This window comes from Gammaproteobacteria bacterium (genome assembly GCA_029881255.1).
GTDB lineage: Bacteria > Pseudomonadota > Gammaproteobacteria > S012-40 > S012-40 > JAOUMY01.
Genome location: JAOUMY010000019.1, coordinates 1 through 14,887, shown reverse-complemented (window position 1 = coordinate 14,887; position 14,887 = coordinate 1). Strand labels below are relative to the sequence as shown.

At 47.3% G+C, this 14,887-nt stretch carries 12 protein-coding genes; 6 read left to right on the top strand and 6 right to left on the bottom strand.

The annotated features are described in order from the left end of the window. The first annotated feature begins 8 nt into the window (after positions 1-8). A complete protein-coding gene (locus OEZ43_20770) occupies positions 9-1,343 on the top strand; it encodes a DEAD/DEAH box helicase (GenBank protein MDH5548018.1) in 1,335 nt (444 codons plus the stop codon). On the opposite strand, the gene OEZ43_20765 is transcribed toward OEZ43_20770, so the two are convergent. Next, positions 1,340-2,932, bottom strand: a complete 1,593-nt coding sequence (locus OEZ43_20765; protein ID MDH5548017.1) for an ABC-F family ATPase — start codon at positions 2,930-2,932, stop codon at positions 1,340-1,342. The genes OEZ43_20770 and OEZ43_20765 overlap by 4 nt on opposite strands. Before the next feature lie 137 nt (positions 2,933-3,069). Then, positions 3,070-3,609: a DUF2058 domain-containing protein gene (locus OEZ43_20760; protein ID MDH5548016.1), complete on the bottom strand. Its 540-nt coding sequence runs from the start codon at positions 3,607-3,609 to the stop codon at positions 3,070-3,072. A 373-nt stretch (positions 3,610-3,982) separates the two neighbouring features. Here OEZ43_20760 and OEZ43_20755 point away from each other — a divergent pair, with 373 nt between their 5' ends. Further along, on the top strand, positions 3,983-5,707 hold the full coding sequence (locus OEZ43_20755; protein MDH5548015.1) for a hybrid sensor histidine kinase/response regulator: 1,725 nt from the start codon (positions 3,983-3,985) through the stop codon (positions 5,705-5,707). On the opposite strand, the gene OEZ43_20750 is transcribed toward OEZ43_20755, so the two are convergent. Then, positions 5,704-6,399, bottom strand: a complete 696-nt coding sequence (locus tag OEZ43_20750) for a response regulator transcription factor (GenBank protein MDH5548014.1) — start codon at positions 6,397-6,399, stop codon at positions 5,704-5,706. The genes OEZ43_20755 and OEZ43_20750 overlap by 4 nt on opposite strands. Positions 6,400-6,627: 228 nt before the next feature. On the opposite strand from OEZ43_20750, the gene OEZ43_20745 reads away from it, so the two are divergent. The 4 genes from OEZ43_20745 to OEZ43_20730 all read left to right on the top strand — a co-directional run bounded on the left by OEZ43_20745 (position 6,628) and on the right by OEZ43_20730 (position 12,524). Then, entirely contained in the window at positions 6,628-10,173 is a 3,546-nt protein-coding gene (locus OEZ43_20745; protein MDH5548013.1) for a VCBS repeat-containing protein, read from the top strand. 244 nt (positions 10,174-10,417) lie between these two features. Then, positions 10,418-11,107, top strand: a complete 690-nt coding sequence (locus tag OEZ43_20740) for a hypothetical protein (GenBank protein MDH5548012.1) — start codon at positions 10,418-10,420, stop codon at positions 11,105-11,107. Then, positions 11,107-11,544 (top strand): hypothetical protein, encoded by a 438-nt coding sequence (locus OEZ43_20735; GenBank protein ID MDH5548011.1) that lies wholly within the window; start codon positions 11,107-11,109, stop codon positions 11,542-11,544. Before OEZ43_20740 ends, OEZ43_20735 begins: the two co-directional genes overlap by 1 nt. Positions 11,545-11,891: 347 nt before the next feature. Further along, on the top strand, positions 11,892-12,524 hold the full coding sequence (locus OEZ43_20730) for an Ig-like domain-containing protein (protein ID MDH5548010.1): 633 nt from the start codon (positions 11,892-11,894) through the stop codon (positions 12,522-12,524). A 4-nt stretch (positions 12,525-12,528) separates the two neighbouring features. Here OEZ43_20730 and OEZ43_20725 read toward each other — a convergent pair whose 3' ends face one another. Genes OEZ43_20725 through OEZ43_20715 form a run of 3 tightly spaced genes read right to left on the bottom strand, consistent with a single transcriptional unit; the run spans position 12,529 to position 14,800 of the window. Further along, positions 12,529-14,139: an IS66 family transposase gene (locus OEZ43_20725; protein MDH5548009.1), complete on the bottom strand. Its 1,611-nt coding sequence runs from the start codon at positions 14,137-14,139 to the stop codon at positions 12,529-12,531. Between the two features lie 26 nt (positions 14,140-14,165). Beyond that, positions 14,166-14,513, bottom strand: a complete 348-nt coding sequence (gene tnpB, locus OEZ43_20720) for an IS66 family insertion sequence element accessory protein TnpB (GenBank protein MDH5548008.1) — start codon at positions 14,511-14,513, stop codon at positions 14,166-14,168. After that, the gene (locus OEZ43_20715) at positions 14,513-14,800 is read right to left on the bottom strand and encodes an IS66 family insertion sequence element accessory protein TnpB (protein MDH5548007.1); all 288 of its coding nucleotides are present in this window, start codon (positions 14,798-14,800) and stop codon (positions 14,513-14,515) included. Before OEZ43_20715 ends, tnpB begins: the two co-directional genes overlap by 1 nt. Positions 14,801-14,887: the final 87 nt, after the last annotated feature.

Sequence of the window (14,887 nt, the reverse complement as noted above, 5' to 3'; positions counted from 1 at the left end):
ATACCCTGATGACAACTTTCTCCGAACTCAAACTCGCCAAGCCAATCATCGACGCCTTGCACGATAAGGGCTACAACATTCCGACACCGATACAGGTGCAGGCGATACCGGCCATCATCAAGGGTCGTGATGTAATGGCCGCAGCACAAACCGGCAGCGGAAAGACCGCAGGTTTCACGCTACCCGTACTGCATCGATTAACACAGGGTAAGGCTGTAGACAGCAATTGCGTGCGCGTGTTGATACTCGTACCCACCCGAGAACTGGCAGCTCAGGTCGAGGAAAGCGTGCAACAATATGGAAAGAATCTGGCACTTCGGTATGCAGTGGTTTTTGGTGGCGTAAAGATTAATCCGCAGATGAAGCGTCTACGCGCGGGTGTCGATATTCTCGTCGCAACACCTGGGCGCTTAATGGATTTGCACAATCAGAACGCGGTTCGCTTCAATCAGGTCGAAACCCTGATACTGGATGAAGCCGATCGCATGCTGGACATGGGCTTTATCAACGACATTCGCAAGATACTCGCGCTGCTGCCCAAGACACGTCAAAACCTGATGTTCTCAGCAACGTTTTCCGATGAGATTCGACAACTTGCCAGAGGCATATTGAGCAACCCCGTTGAAATCGATGTCAGTCCGCGCAACTCCACCACTCACAGCGTCAAGCAGTTAATGCATCCGGTGGACAAGAAGAAAAAGACCGCATTGCTTAAACACCTCATATCGGAAAACAAATGGCAGCAGGTACTGGTGTTTACACGCACCAAACGTGGTGCAAATCAACTTTGTACGCAGCTTGAGCGTAGTGATATCAAGGCCGCAGCAATACATGGCGACAAAAGCCAGGGTTCACGCACGCGCGCGCTGGATGAATTCAAGAAGGGTATCGCCAGCGTACTGATCGCAACAGATCTCGCCGCACGCGGTATCGACATCACCGACTTGCCACACGTTGTGAATTTTGATCTCCCCGATAGCGCAGAAAACTACGTACACCGTATTGGACGTACCGGACGCGCCGGTAAAAAAGGTGAAGCGATTTCGCTGGTGTGTGCCGACGAAATCGATCAGCTTAGCGATATCGAAAGCCTGATCGGCAAGAAAATCCCACGGGAATATGTCGGCGGTTTCGAACCGGTACACGAAGTACCGGTACGTGAACTAAAGGCCTTGAAAAAGAAACGTCCAAAGAAACCAAAAAATAAAGACGGGAGTCAGGCGACTAAGGGCGCGCCCAAACAGACACCTAAAAGCGCGCCTAAAAAAGCACCTAAAGGTGCGCCACACAAATCACGAACACAGAAAAAACCGAGACCGAATAGAAAAAAAGGTCAGTCTTAGTTGACTCCCTGCTCCCGCAGATACTCTTCATAACTTCCACTGAAGTTTTTAATACCTGTTGGCGACAATTCAATAATACGTGTCGCCAGAGACGAAACAAATTCTCTATCATGGCTGACAAAAATCAAAGTGCCGGGATAGTTCTCCAGGGCAAGGTTTAGCGACTCGATGGATTCCATATCGAGGTGATTGGTGGGTTCGTCCATGACCAGGATATTGGGCAATTGCAGCATGAGCTTACCGAAGATCATACGGCCCTGTTCACCACCGGAGATCTTAGTGACTGACTTTTTGATTTCGTCCTGCGAGAACAACATGCGCCCGAGTATGGCGCGGATGGCTTGTTCATCATCGTTGGGCTTCTTCCACTGACTCATCCAGTCGAAGAGCGTCATGTCTTTGCTAAAGTCTGCGGAATGATCCTGGGCGTAATAGCCGATTTTTGCATTCTCGGACCATTTTATGGTGCCTTTGTCCGGCTCGAAGTCATTAACCAGTGTGCGCAACAAAGTGGTTTTACCGATACCGTTTGGCCCGATCACGGCAATACGCTCGCCGACTTCGGCCAAAAGATTCAAACCCTGGAATAAAGGCTTGTCACCATATCCCTTGGCCAGGTCCTGCACCTCAAGTGCAATACGATAGAGTTTTTTGTCCTGATCAAAACGGATAAACGGGTTTTGGCGACTCGAAGGCTTGACCTCTTCGAGTTGAATCTTGTCGATTTGTTTGGCGCGCGAGGTCGCCTGCTTGGCCTTGGATGCGTTGGCCGAAAAACGGCTAACGAAACTTTGCAACTCGGCAATCTGTGCCTTTTTCTTCGCGTTTTCAGACAACAGTTGTTCACGTGCCTGAGTCGAGGCAGTCATGTAATCGTCGTAGTTACCTGGATAGACGCGCAGTTCACCGAAATCGAGATCCGCCATGTGGGTGCAAACACTGTTTAGGAAGTGACGATCGTGGGAGATGATAATCATGGTGCTATTGCGTTCGTTAAGCACTTTTTCCAACCAGCGGATGGTGTTGATGTCCAGGTTGTTGGTCGGTTCGTCGAGCAACATGATGTCTGGGTCTGCAAACAAGGCCTGCGCCAGCAATACGCGTAACTTCCAACCAGGGGCGACCGCGCTCATCAAACCGTAGTGTTGCTCCAATGGAATTTCCAAACCGAGTAGGAGTTCACCCGCACGCGCCTCAGCGGTGTAACCATCCATCTCCGCAAACGCGACCTCCAGGTCGGCCACCTTCATCCCGTCCTCTTCGCTCATCTCTGGTAAGGAATAGATGCGGTCGCGTTCTTTCTTGATTTCCCACAATTGGGCGTGACCCATGATTACCGTATCGACGACGGAATAGTTCTCAAAGGCGAACTGATCCTGACGTAATTTACCCACGCGCTCATTCATGTCTACCGACACATTGCCCGCGCTCGGGTCGAGGTCACCCCCCAGAATCTTCATAAACGTGGACTTACCACAACCGTTGGCGCCGATCAGTCCGTAACGATTACCGTTACCGAACTTGACAGAAATGTTTTCAAACAAGGGCTTAGCCCCAAACTGCATGGTGATGTTGGCTGTGGTGATCACGGGTATTTCCGGGGTGTTGAGTCAAAAGGGCGCGCATTATGCCACATCGCGGCCTGGGACTCACGCAACAAAGTTTGAATTTGCTGGGGCTGGACGTGTTTATATACAGGACAAGAAGCGAGAACCTATCCGCTGTTTTACCACATCAGATCATCTGGAATCTTATAGTCCGCGTAAGCATCGTCTTCGTCCATCGTCGCGGTCTTTTCAGTGGTAACAACATAGCTCTCGTCGCGCTGTTTGATCTTGTCCGCAACCGGTGTTGGTACGAGCTCATATTTTTCGTCCAGGCGCACGATGGCCAGACGACCGGATGACAGATTCTTGTGTACTTGCTCAGACACATACAGGCGCTTGACCAGATTGGCATCGCTGAAGTTATAGACGATGTCGCCATCCCGGTCTTTGACGCAATTGGTTTCGATCAGCTGCCTGATCTGGGCGACGATGGCCTTACGCTCGGCCTCTTCCTTGCGCTGTTGATTGAGCAGACGATCACGTTCGACTTTTTCGGCATGGGCCTTTTGCGCCAGCAGCTTGGCTTCGTCGAGTTCCGGGGCAGCACCCTTTTTCGTTTTTTGCTTCTTGCTTTTATATTGATTTTGTTTGGCTTTTTGCGCCTTCTTTTTATCGACCAGGCCGCTCTTTTGGAGTTGATCAAACAGTGAATTAGACATGGGTTTGCTCCCGTACAAATAGATTCCAAACGCTCTGGGGACGATAGGATACCGGGTTTTTGGTAGATGTCACGTGTTCATACTATGTTGATATCGGGTGTTAATAAGTCGTTGAGGAGCAAGAGGCGGAGTATGTGCGCTCCCTATGAATTCCCGCATTCCCTGAGAATTCAGCGTTTTTCTATTTAGACACTCGTTTTATCGACCACGAAATGAATGTTAAACAGACGCCACAAACCGGTGGCTAATGGACACTATTAAAAAATAATCTTTATTACCGATAAAGATAGGTTTGAGCTTATATTCACGAAGAAAATCCGGTATTTTATGTGCACTCTGTATTTTGCGACCCGCCCCGCATCAAGCACAAGCGATGAACGAACAGACGATCAAAGACGTATATCTTAAAGACCGATTGGATCTTGCCTTCCGCAATATGCGACAGGGGCACTTTGCCCTGTTGTTTCTTTGGATAATATTTACCCTGGGATACTTTGAAGATGTTAATCGTTTAGAGTTTCTTGTTTGGTCAGCGTGTTTCATTTTCTATATATTCTTTAGCTGGTTTGTAGTCTTAAACGCTCGTCGGCACACAAGCGCCAGCGAAGTCCAGCTCCGCAGACGCTATATCCTGCACAACCTCCTGCTTGGTATAGGTTGGAGCAGCTCTGCGCTCATCGCACGTGACGCTGCAAATGATTATCTCGTGATGTTAATCACGCTAGGACCTATATTTGGTTCCGTGGTTGCAGTAGGCGTGTTACGTGAGTTGATGTATGCCTGGTGCATACCTCAAATTGTTGTTCTGGTGATATCTATCTATATATCCGAAGAGTTGGGGCTCTTGTTAATATTCGCGCTATTTGCCTCGGTGCTTGGCGCAGTGCTGTTTTTTGCTGCCAACATGGACAGAATGTTTGGACAGATCATCAGATATCGCCGCGAAAATGAATTGCTACTTCAAGCCCTCGAGAAAGAATATACCCAGACTGAACGATTAAGCGAGGAAAAATCACGCTTTATTGCTACTGCCAGTCACGACCTGCGACAACCACTACATGCCATGGCCTTGCTACTCGAAAGTGCCGACCCCAAACAGTCGCCAGACATGTTGAAAGAACTGATATCCAAGCTCAAACGCGCTATAAATAATGTGAACCAACTCGTTAGTAGCCTGCTGGATTTGTCTCGACTGGACGCGGGGACAATAGAGCCAACGACGAGAGTATTTGCCTTGCAGGACTTGTTTGACGAACTATACGACGAGTTTCGCGTTCAGGTAAGCGAAAAAGACCTGTTTCTACGTTTTGTAAAAACCCGATTTTATGTAGATACGGACTACTTGTTACTTCAACGGATTTTACGCAATCTGATAAGTAACGCCGTCCGTTATACAAAACAAGGCGGCATACTCGTCGGATGCCGCCGTCGAGGAGAGCAGGTTGTTGTTCACGTTATTGACAGCGGACCTGGCATAGAAAACGGCGATATGATAAAGATTTTCAAGGAGTACCACCGCAATCCCCAGGAACAGCAGACCACGCCTGAAGGACTTGGATTGGGACTGTCCATTGTAAAACGTCTCGCAAACCTCTTGGCGCTAAGATTAGAGATAGAATCACAACCTGGTAGAGGCAGCGATTTTTCGATATACCTGCAAAAGGCAACGGCGCAAGACAAAGCCACAATCCCCCACACAGCGCGCCATGGCATCTTTGAGTCACGCACCGTATTGGTAATTGATGACGATAACGATGTAATTGAAGCAATGATAGATATCTTGCATAAGTGGGGATGCGAGCCAATTGCCGTCACTACTGTGGAAGAGGCAGAAAGTGCTTACGCGGCTAACAACCGCGTACCCGAAATTATTCTGGCTGATTACTATCTCGCAAACAACATAAACGGCCTGCAGGCAATCGAAAGACTGGAAAAGCTATACCAACAACATATTCCGGCGGTTCTAATCACCGCCGATCCCCTCGCAGCATCGGCGCAAATGGGGAGCGAACGACGCATACCACTTCTAAGCAAACCCGTTAATCCTGGAAAATTACGCGTGGTTATTCAGCATCTGTTTCGTAACAAACAGATCTAGGTCTCACGTCGGATGAGACCGAGACGTTCCGCCGCTTTGACGCAATCGGTCCTATTGCTCGCATCCATTGCCTTGTAGGCTGCCGAAAGATGTGCCTTGACCGTGTGAACGGTAAGTTTCATGCGCGTGGCAATTTCTTTATTGGAAAGTCCGTTTGAAGCAAGTTGTAAGACCTCAATCTGTTTTGGCGTTAAGTCATAACGTATTCTATCTTGCTCAAATGTCGTTTTTTTATCCTGGTGCTCAAGTTCTTCTAACTGTACACGCACCGATGGCTGCAAATACTCCTCACCGTTGAGTGCTGCCTGCATGGCTTGAATAAATTGCTCACTCGAAGCAGATTTTGAAATAAACCCGGAAGCCCCCAAATTTAATGCGCGCTGTATCCGTCTTGGGTGTTCGACTGCGGATACAATGATGACCGGTGTCCAGACTTCCTGGCGGCGTAACTCGCGCAGAAAAGACTCCCCTGTCATTGTACCCGGCATCTCAAGATCCAGAAGGACAATATCACAGTCCGTATTCGCTGTTATCCATGCCAATGCACTTTCGCCATCCTGACAATGCGTAATACGATGGTTAGGAGACTGATGTTCGATTGTAAATTTCAGCCCGTTTGCAAATAATTGATGGTCATCAACAATGAGGATGAGTAAGGTTTCAAAGTTGTTAGAAGAAAAGAATTTCGACATAGTCTTATAAAGTTACGATCTTTTTATACGATCGTATATTAGCCATATGGCTAATATACCGCTCCTCCCTGCACCGCTACTATATGCTCAGATTGGTATTGTCACAATAATTTTAGCCCGAATATGCAGGAGGTTTCCCCCATGAAATCAAGTTATCGGCCGCTTCTACTCTGGATCATATTGTCTGTTGCTGGGTGCAGTTCAACAGAGATTGGGACACAGTTTCACGTGAGCGGTACCCTTGTAGGAATGAGTGACGATCAGTCGATGACATTGTCCTTGAATGACAATAACCAAATTACCTTGACCCAAAATGGATTGTTTGAATTTAGTCTCAATCTGTCGGACAACGCCGATTATTCCGTAGCTGTTCTCACACCTCCGCAAGGACAAAGTTGCACGGTCAACAATGCGAAGGGGAAAATTTCCAAAGCGCACATAGACAACATTCAAGTTGTATGTCTGAACGAGGGTGAATATAGCATCAGCGTAGACATCATGGGACTTGACGGACAACTTGGAATTGCACTCTCAGCGCACCCGAGTGGCGAGGAAACCGACCCAGGCGCAACCATCACTGACAATTTAACCCTGGATATCGATGGTATCTACAGCTTTAGCAGATCTGTACCGACTTCTTACGACTATCGTGTCGACATAAGTACTGCTCCTGAAAAACTGGTTTGTAGTGTGTCTGCTCCCAGCGGTGTAATCGCGGGGGAAAACATCCTCGTACCGATACAGTGCGCGCCAAAAGATGACCTGGATGGCGACGGTCTATCCAATGACGAAGAATTGAACGTCTACCACACCTCACCAAAAATTGCCGACACTGATGGCGATGGTTATAGCGATTACGAGGAGGTCATCACACGCGGCTTTAACACTGCACAAAACTTCAAATTCAATCCGCGTATTGCGGATCTACCCAAATTGAAGCTGGCGATTACATCCGAACCGATAGTGACGTTAAGCGTAACGAAAAGTGGAAGCAGCGAAACACACAACCTGAAAAACACCACTACGGGTACAGTAGAATCAAGTGAACGCTCTTACACTGGCGGTTTCGCCGTAGAACTGACGGGGAGTACTAAAGAAGGTTTTAGTACGACTGTCAGCACAGATCATCACTGGACGAAGAGTAATACAAAGGAAACATATGATACCGTTGAACAAACAACAGGCAGTGTAACACTAGAGGGTTGGGAAAAAACCGGAGGCAGTCTGAGCAGTACCGTAAAAGTCAGCAATGAAGGCAATAGAGCCTTCACTCTAACCTACTTGTTGTTGAATGCATCCATGACAAACGCATCGGGTCAACGAGTACCTATCGGATCTCTGAGCCTGGAAGGTGTATCGAGTTTTCCAAACGACTCATTGGAACCACTCGCCTCTACCGGCGACCTGATTTTTTCGAATAGTGCACTGTTTCCCAATGTAGCGGAAGAACTTCTACTAAAGTCCAAATCTATTTCTCTAGAGATATCTTCTTATGACATTGCTGACAAAGAAGGCGTTTCTATGGCGTATATACAGGAGCAGGCTCAGGCACAAGGTGCGCAGATTATCATTGACTACGCCAATCACAAACTACCTCTCGATCTGATTGTCGCGACCAACTTTAACCCTGACGTTCCTGGAGCAACATTGGCCACACTACTTAGTGATATCCTGAAGCTAGATGTGATCTTATCTAACTACGGCTCGGTAAAATCGCTAAATGGTGTAAGCGACGGAGACAAAGCCAATGCTAAATGGGTAATCATTCACGATGCCTATGACGGCGTATCGAGCAGCGCCAAACTCTACGACGCGACTCAGAGTGCGTACAAGCTAGAAGACATTATGGTAAGAGCCGGTGACAAAATAGCACTTGTGTATCTCGAAGATGACGACGGTGATGGCCTAGGAATTCGTCAGGAGCTCGCGCTCGGCACCGACCCGACTTTGTCAGATACCGATGGTGACGGTCTTAGTGACTATGATGAAATATACAAGCCATGGGTGGTAACGGCTATCAATGCACTCTATCCTCAACGCTATCCGGCCCAAATTTACTCTGACCCAACAATCGCGGATATTGACGGTGACGGAGACAATGACAGCTTGGAAAAGAGCAAGGGTAATGATCCTTACAACAATGACACCGATGGCGATGGCACCAATGATCATATTGATACTAATGCGGGTGGCGGAAATAGTTATGCTTTTTTCCTAAATGAGATCTCTCAAAAAGGAGCAAGCGAATTTAGCGTGAGTGGATTCGTGGTACCCGATCCAGGCGCGGGAATCTGTACTATTAGCATGGATTGGGGAGACAGTTCACCCATATCACAAAAGGTCGTGGTATGTACGGATCAATTGGATCAAGGGCAGTCATTTGATTTCTCGCACACCTATAACAATGCGACGACATCGTACACTGCAACACTTACCTCGACCGATTCTAATAGTGCAACATTGGGTAGAACCTTTGTTACCACAACAACCCAACAATTTAGTTTTGACGAGTACGACTTTAACAAAGGTTGGCGAGAAGCCACCTATTTTAGAGAGGTTCAGGATATCGACCGGGACGGAAGAGCCGATATTGTAGGTATAGGCGCCAGTGGCGTTTGGGTATCCAAGGGGACCGAAAACGGGTTTTCTGCGCCAGAGAAGTGGTCAACGGAATGGGTTTTACCATCGGGGAATACCAACGACACCATACCTAAACATCTTATCGACATAGATGCCGATGGTGATCTCGATCTTGTTGGTTTTTATCCGGCAAATGTTTATGTTTCAATCAACGATGGAACACAATTCCGCAAAGCTACAAACTGGTATGACGGGCTTGGCAAGAATAGTGGCTGGGATATTAACAAACACCTACGTATGTTTGGCGATGTCGATGGTAACGGATATATTGACATCGTGGCATTTGGTAGTGATTCAGTCATTGTAGTGCTGAGCAATGGTGCAAAAGACGACAACGGAGACATGCTAAAAATTAGCGATACCAGTCAGACGAAAACACGCATGTTTGACGCAAAACAATTTGCCTATAACGGCGGCTGGAAAGTTTATCGTCATCCGCGCTGGGTGACTGATTTGAACCGTGACGGAAAAGCTGACATCCTGGCCATAGGCGAAACAGAGGCCTGGGCACTATTGGGACTTGGTGACGGTAATTTCGGCGAGCCAGTGTCGATTATGAGCGGTGAAGATTTCCAGATCATGGCAGGAAATGGCAGTTGGACCGATGATCGCAACTATCCGCGTATGCTCGCAGATATAGACAGTGATGGAGACCAGGACATCGTTGGATTTGGCGTAAACGCAGTATATACCATCAAGAATACATCAACTGTCAACGGCCCTATTAGTTTTGCTAACCAAACGTCAGTCGTGAATGACTTTAGCTATAATCCCGGTTGGCGCGATACATTTAAGCTCGATGGCTGGAACAATCACCATAAGCACGTCAGGACGTTTGCCGATGTCAATGGCGACGGTCGACTGGATATCGTGGGCTTCGGAAACAAAGGTGTTTATGCGTCATTGAATACTGGCGACGGACAATTTGCTAAAGCAACAACTTGGAATAGTGGTGATTTCGATCTTAGTGGTTCTACAGGTTGCAATTATGAGTGGTACCATAACGATACTTCGAATTATCAACGTTATTTTTTCACCCGTCGCGCCGCTGATGTCAACGGTGACGGAGCTGCCGATCTGGTAGGTTTTGGTCGCTGCGCCACGAAAGTAGTATTCACATCAACAATGAATTAGCCAATAATCATTTCGTCTTAGATACTCAACCGCCTTACCTGTCCCAAGCGGCCAGTTAAGGCGGTTGAGTTACTGTTGAGGTTAGACGATTCAACATTTGACTGTAGTGCGCAGATGACACTATTGAAACTCACAGAAATATGAATTATCCTGCAAAATAATTCCTGACGTTCGACGAAATCTAAAATATTCGTCCCGGTTTTTGATCATCGGCCTACGATATTTTTCGATTAAAATGAAAATAATGCCAAAGAAAACAGTGGCCGCTATTTTTTTGTGCATACTGCATATTCCTGTTGCCTCTGCCAGAGACTGGACCCGATACATATCGGTGGGACAGAGTCTGTGGGGGAAAGATGATCTATTCTATGGTGTTCATGAAAATGTCGAAATTGTTACCGATCCATTGACCGGGTTAGAAGTGCCGATAGTTAAGCCTGGCCAACTCATTTTGCCCTCCACCAGCACAACTAAATATCAGAGTGTCAATATTGGCACGATCGTCTATTTTGATTCCTTGCCACAAATCTCGATTGATTTTGGCGTCGCCAGCAATTTCTGGCATGAGAAATATACTCCCTATACCCAAACGTCGACCGGCGATTACGTTGCCAAAGGCTATACTTGGCAGGAAATGCAAATAAGAGTTTCACCCCAACTAAATATTTTGGGTGATCGTTTTTCTATCAGCGCCGGAGTAGCAAGAAATTTGTATCTAAATCATTCGGCATCGGATTACCAATTTCCAGAAAACGGATACGCCTATCTATTTAATACCCGCGGCAAAGTCTATCGTCGTTTCTTTGTAGAACTTTCCTATACGCTAGCTCGTTACTACGACACCGATTCAAATTCAAGGTTCAGCAGAACTTTACCGTATAAACACAAGAGCATCAAACTCAGCATTCTGTATCAAAGCAAAAGGAAGAACTGATGAAACGTTTGCTCTTTATAATAGTATTTTTCGCCTGCCACTCACTCGCCATAGCGGAAGATAAGATCGGGTTTGCCATTGGTAGCGGGAATGACGGATTAATCATGTTGTCCGTCAGATATTATCACGACGATAAGTACTATTTCGGGGTCAACACTAACAATTATTTAATGAATTCAGATCTTACACTTACCATACCCTACGTCGGATACCGTCAACATATTGCAAGGGGGTTTTCGCTTTATAGCGAAGTTGGAGGTATTTTTCTTCGTCACCCCAGTTTTGCGGCAGGTGCTTCCTACTATTTCAATGAAACCTTCAATATCGCATTGGGCTATAGCAACTATTTTGGTTACACGCAGGGCTCGTATACCGAAATACCCGGTTATGCGTTTCCTAAGCATCAGCTTTATTATAGCCTGGAGCTTAGGTGGTAGCGGGTGTATCTTGCTATCAAAATGATTATCTTCCCCATCTTTGTTCCATAGACGTGTTGAAAAATAGTCGTGCGTATACCGTAACTCGATTCACGTTTCTCTCGCGATCGTTCTAAATTTTCCTGCGTATCGAAATAGAATGAATCTTCCGAAATATTTCTATTTTCCGACTGTAAGAGTATGACTTCTATCGATAGAGAAAATTGACGATGATGGCGCAAAGTGAAATACTGAAAACATAAAGCGACGGATTCTAAATGTGGAATAACGTAGATGAAAGATATACGCCGCTTTCCTTCTCTGAGTAAATTACGCTAATTAGAAAGTACGCTACCAGAGGTGCCACGATGAGAATTTCTTTTCACACAAATTCAAAGATTGCTCACTCTGAAAAAAGCCAACTAATACGGTACACTATTCTGATCTTTCTTCTTGTCATAGTGACAAGTTTGGCTGCGTGCGGCAAAGGAGATCCGATAAAGGATACGACACCACCTGACGCGCCAGTTTTTACGACGAGTAATGGTCAGGCCTTCAATACTGCAACGCCTGTAATAACCGGTTCGGCGGAGGCCAGTAGCACAGTCGAATTATTTGATACGAATGGAACCACCTCACTCGGAACAGCCAGTGCCAATGCAAGCGGAAACTGGAGCATTACTACCGCTACGTTAAGCGAAGGTGAGCATACGTTGACAGCAAAGGCCACGGATGCGGCGGGAAATACCAGCGAGGCATCGGAAAGCATAACCATCTCTATCGCGACTGCTGACACCACCGCTCCTGAAGCTCCAGCTATTACAACCGTCAATGGTCAGGCCTTCAATACTGCAACGCCAGTAATAACCGGTTCGGCAGAGGCCGGTAGCACAGTCGAATTATTTGATACGAATGGAACCATCTCACTCGGTACAGCCAGTGCCAATGCAAGCGGAAACTGGAGCATTACTACCGCTACGTTAAGCGAAGGTGAGCAGTAACCGTTCATTCCTCGACGTAGTTGATTCCCTTGTAGACTTCTGATCGCATCGGGTTGTTGGCAAACTTTTCCTTCCATAAACGCGGTGTAAGTTCATAGACTTTACTTACCGGATGGGTGTTGACGCGCTGCAGGACATCGACCAGGTAAGTATATGGGTTAACGTCGTGGAGTTTGCACGTACTGATCAGGCTCTGGATAATGCCTACATGTTCGGCTCCCAGTTCTGTCCAGCAAAAAAGCCAGTTCTTCCGGCCCAGCGGTATCGGTCTGATCTCGCGCTCCAGGTGGTTGGTGTCCATGGGCACGTCTGGGTCTTCAAGAAACACGCGCAACTGTGTTTCGCGTGTACGCAGATAGTTCAGCGCCTTGCGTAGTGAATGTTTTGGCGTTAAGTCATTTCGCTGGCATTGCGTATCGATCCACTCGAAGATCGCATCTACCAACGGCTTGCTGTGCGTGAGTCGGTAGTCACGTTTCTTTTCACCCTGGAGTTTGTTTTCGGTGATGTGTTTTTCGCCCTGGTACAACTGCCCGATCAGGTCCAGTACGGCATCAATCTCCCTGGGACTGCTGTCTCTGGCTTCGATCAGATAACGACGACTGTGCACCCAGCACTGCGCATGGGTTACTCCTTCACTTTGTTCGGCGTAACGGGCATAGGCCGCATAGCCGTCAGTGACAAGGGTTCCTTTGTACTGGTGCTTGAGCATATTGATGATGTGCTGCTTGCCCCGGCTTTGGCTAAAGGTAAAGACCACTTCGTGATCTTCTCCATAGATCGGCCAGAAGTAGGCTTGTTTGAGTTTCCCTTTTTGTTTTCTTCCGGCCTTGATCGGGGTTTCGTCCATCGCCAGTACCCGACTGAGCAAGACATTGTTGAGCATACTCTCCACAATGGGCCGCAGCAATTCGATGCTACGTCGTGTCCAGTTGGTCAGGCTTGATCGCGCCACGGTGATACCCGCGTGGGCCATTTGTTGGTGCTGGCGATGCAAGGGAAGATGATAAAGAAACTTATCGGCCAACATCCCGGCCAATAAACTCACATCCGCAATACTGCCTTCCAATACCTGTGCCGGCATAGCCGTGGTCTTGAGGGTGTTCGTATCAACACCACTGCCTTTTTTCTTAATCACCGGCAGGCGGTATTCCAGTACCACGTAACTGGCTGGACGCTTGGCCAGCTTGTGGCTGATTTTAGTATCAATGATGGCATACTGATCAGCGTCGGGGCCCTTCAATTCATCCGGCACCACATCGATTTTTTCTACCGGCACCTCGTCACTAAAGCGCAAACCACTATCCGTCAGGCAATCATCGTTACGGTTTTTCTTGGCCTTGCCACGCGAGTAGCTGTTGACGGTTTGTTTGTCGCTATCCTCGGGAGGCGTTTCGGTGGGCTCACCGAGCAGACTTTGTTGATGCGGGTTTTCAATCAGGCGTTTTTCTGACTTCTGGCCGAAGACTTGTTTCTCGAACCAGGCAATGCGATTTTTAAGCGAAAGATTTTCTTCTTTTAACTGCTCATATTTATCTTTCAACGAGGGTGATTCAGTCGCGCTATCGAGCGATGGTTTGCGATCAATGTTTTCGGCTGAAGAGGTGTTGTTCATAGCGCCGTATTATACCAAACCCCGCGCTACGACGGGTGTGTATATCGTTTGTATTGACGTGATTTTTCAACCTTCAAACCATCGAGCAAGAGCTTGAGTTGCATCCAGTCTAGCAAACGTTTTGTGTCATGATCACGGCGATAGTTGAACTGCCCTTGTTCCAACCGTTTAAACCAGATGCAATAACCTGAACCATCAAAGTACAGTATCTTGATGTGGGTCTTACGCCGATTGATGAAGACAAACAACTGACCACTCGTTGGGTTGTCCTCAAGCTGACCTGAAACCAGGGCACATAAGCCATTAAACGATTTACGCATATCTGTCGGTTGCGTATACAACCAGATGCGCACATGGGGTTCGGGTATAAACACTATTTCTGACTCAAGACCAACTCAACCCCATTGCCCAGTTTGAAGGTGATGTGCCAGGATGATGAATGGCTATCACCCAGCGTTGCCAGGTCCAAAAAAGGGGCCGCGTTATTCAATGGCACTTTTTTAGGCTCGGACAAAAGACGTTGGCGCCATTTACAAAAGCTGGCGTATTTAATATGGTTTTGCTGACAGAATGCTTGGCCGGATAAACCGGAGGCGACAAAATTATCGACAATGGTTTGCCACTGCGCTGGGGTTCGACGTTGATAGGCGGTGTTGCTCATAATATCCTCATGGCCGTTGTGAAACGATGAGGGAATTCTAAATGGGGAGTACTATTTAAAGAAGGACGTCACGAAATGAACGGTTAC

What these genes read in the sequence shown, in the direction of transcription:
- OEZ43_20770 (MDH5548018.1), top strand. Translation starts at nt 9, where the DNA reads ATGACAACTTTCTCCGAACTCAAACTCGCCAAGCCAATCATCGACGCC.
- OEZ43_20760 (MDH5548016.1), bottom strand. Translation starts at nt 3,609, where the DNA reads ATGTCTAATTCACTGTTTGATCAACTCCAAAAGAGCGGCCTGGTCGAT.
- OEZ43_20755 (MDH5548015.1), top strand. Translation starts at nt 3,983, where the DNA reads ATGAACGAACAGACGATCAAAGACGTATATCTTAAAGACCGATTGGAT.
- OEZ43_20750 (MDH5548014.1), bottom strand. Translation starts at nt 6,399, where the DNA reads ATGTCGAAATTCTTTTCTTCTAACAACTTTGAAACCTTACTCATCCTC.
- OEZ43_20740 (MDH5548012.1), top strand. Translation starts at nt 10,418, where the DNA reads ATGCCAAAGAAAACAGTGGCCGCTATTTTTTTGTGCATACTGCATATT.
- OEZ43_20735 (MDH5548011.1), top strand. Translation starts at nt 11,107, where the DNA reads ATGAAACGTTTGCTCTTTATAATAGTATTTTTCGCCTGCCACTCACTC.
- OEZ43_20730 (MDH5548010.1), top strand. Translation starts at nt 11,892, where the DNA reads ATGAGAATTTCTTTTCACACAAATTCAAAGATTGCTCACTCTGAAAAA.
- OEZ43_20725 (MDH5548009.1), bottom strand. Translation starts at nt 14,139, where the DNA reads ATGAACAACACCTCTTCAGCCGAAAACATTGATCGCAAACCATCGCTC.
- OEZ43_20715 (MDH5548007.1), bottom strand. Translation starts at nt 14,800, where the DNA reads ATGAGCAACACCGCCTATCAACGTCGAACCCCAGCGCAGTGGCAAACC.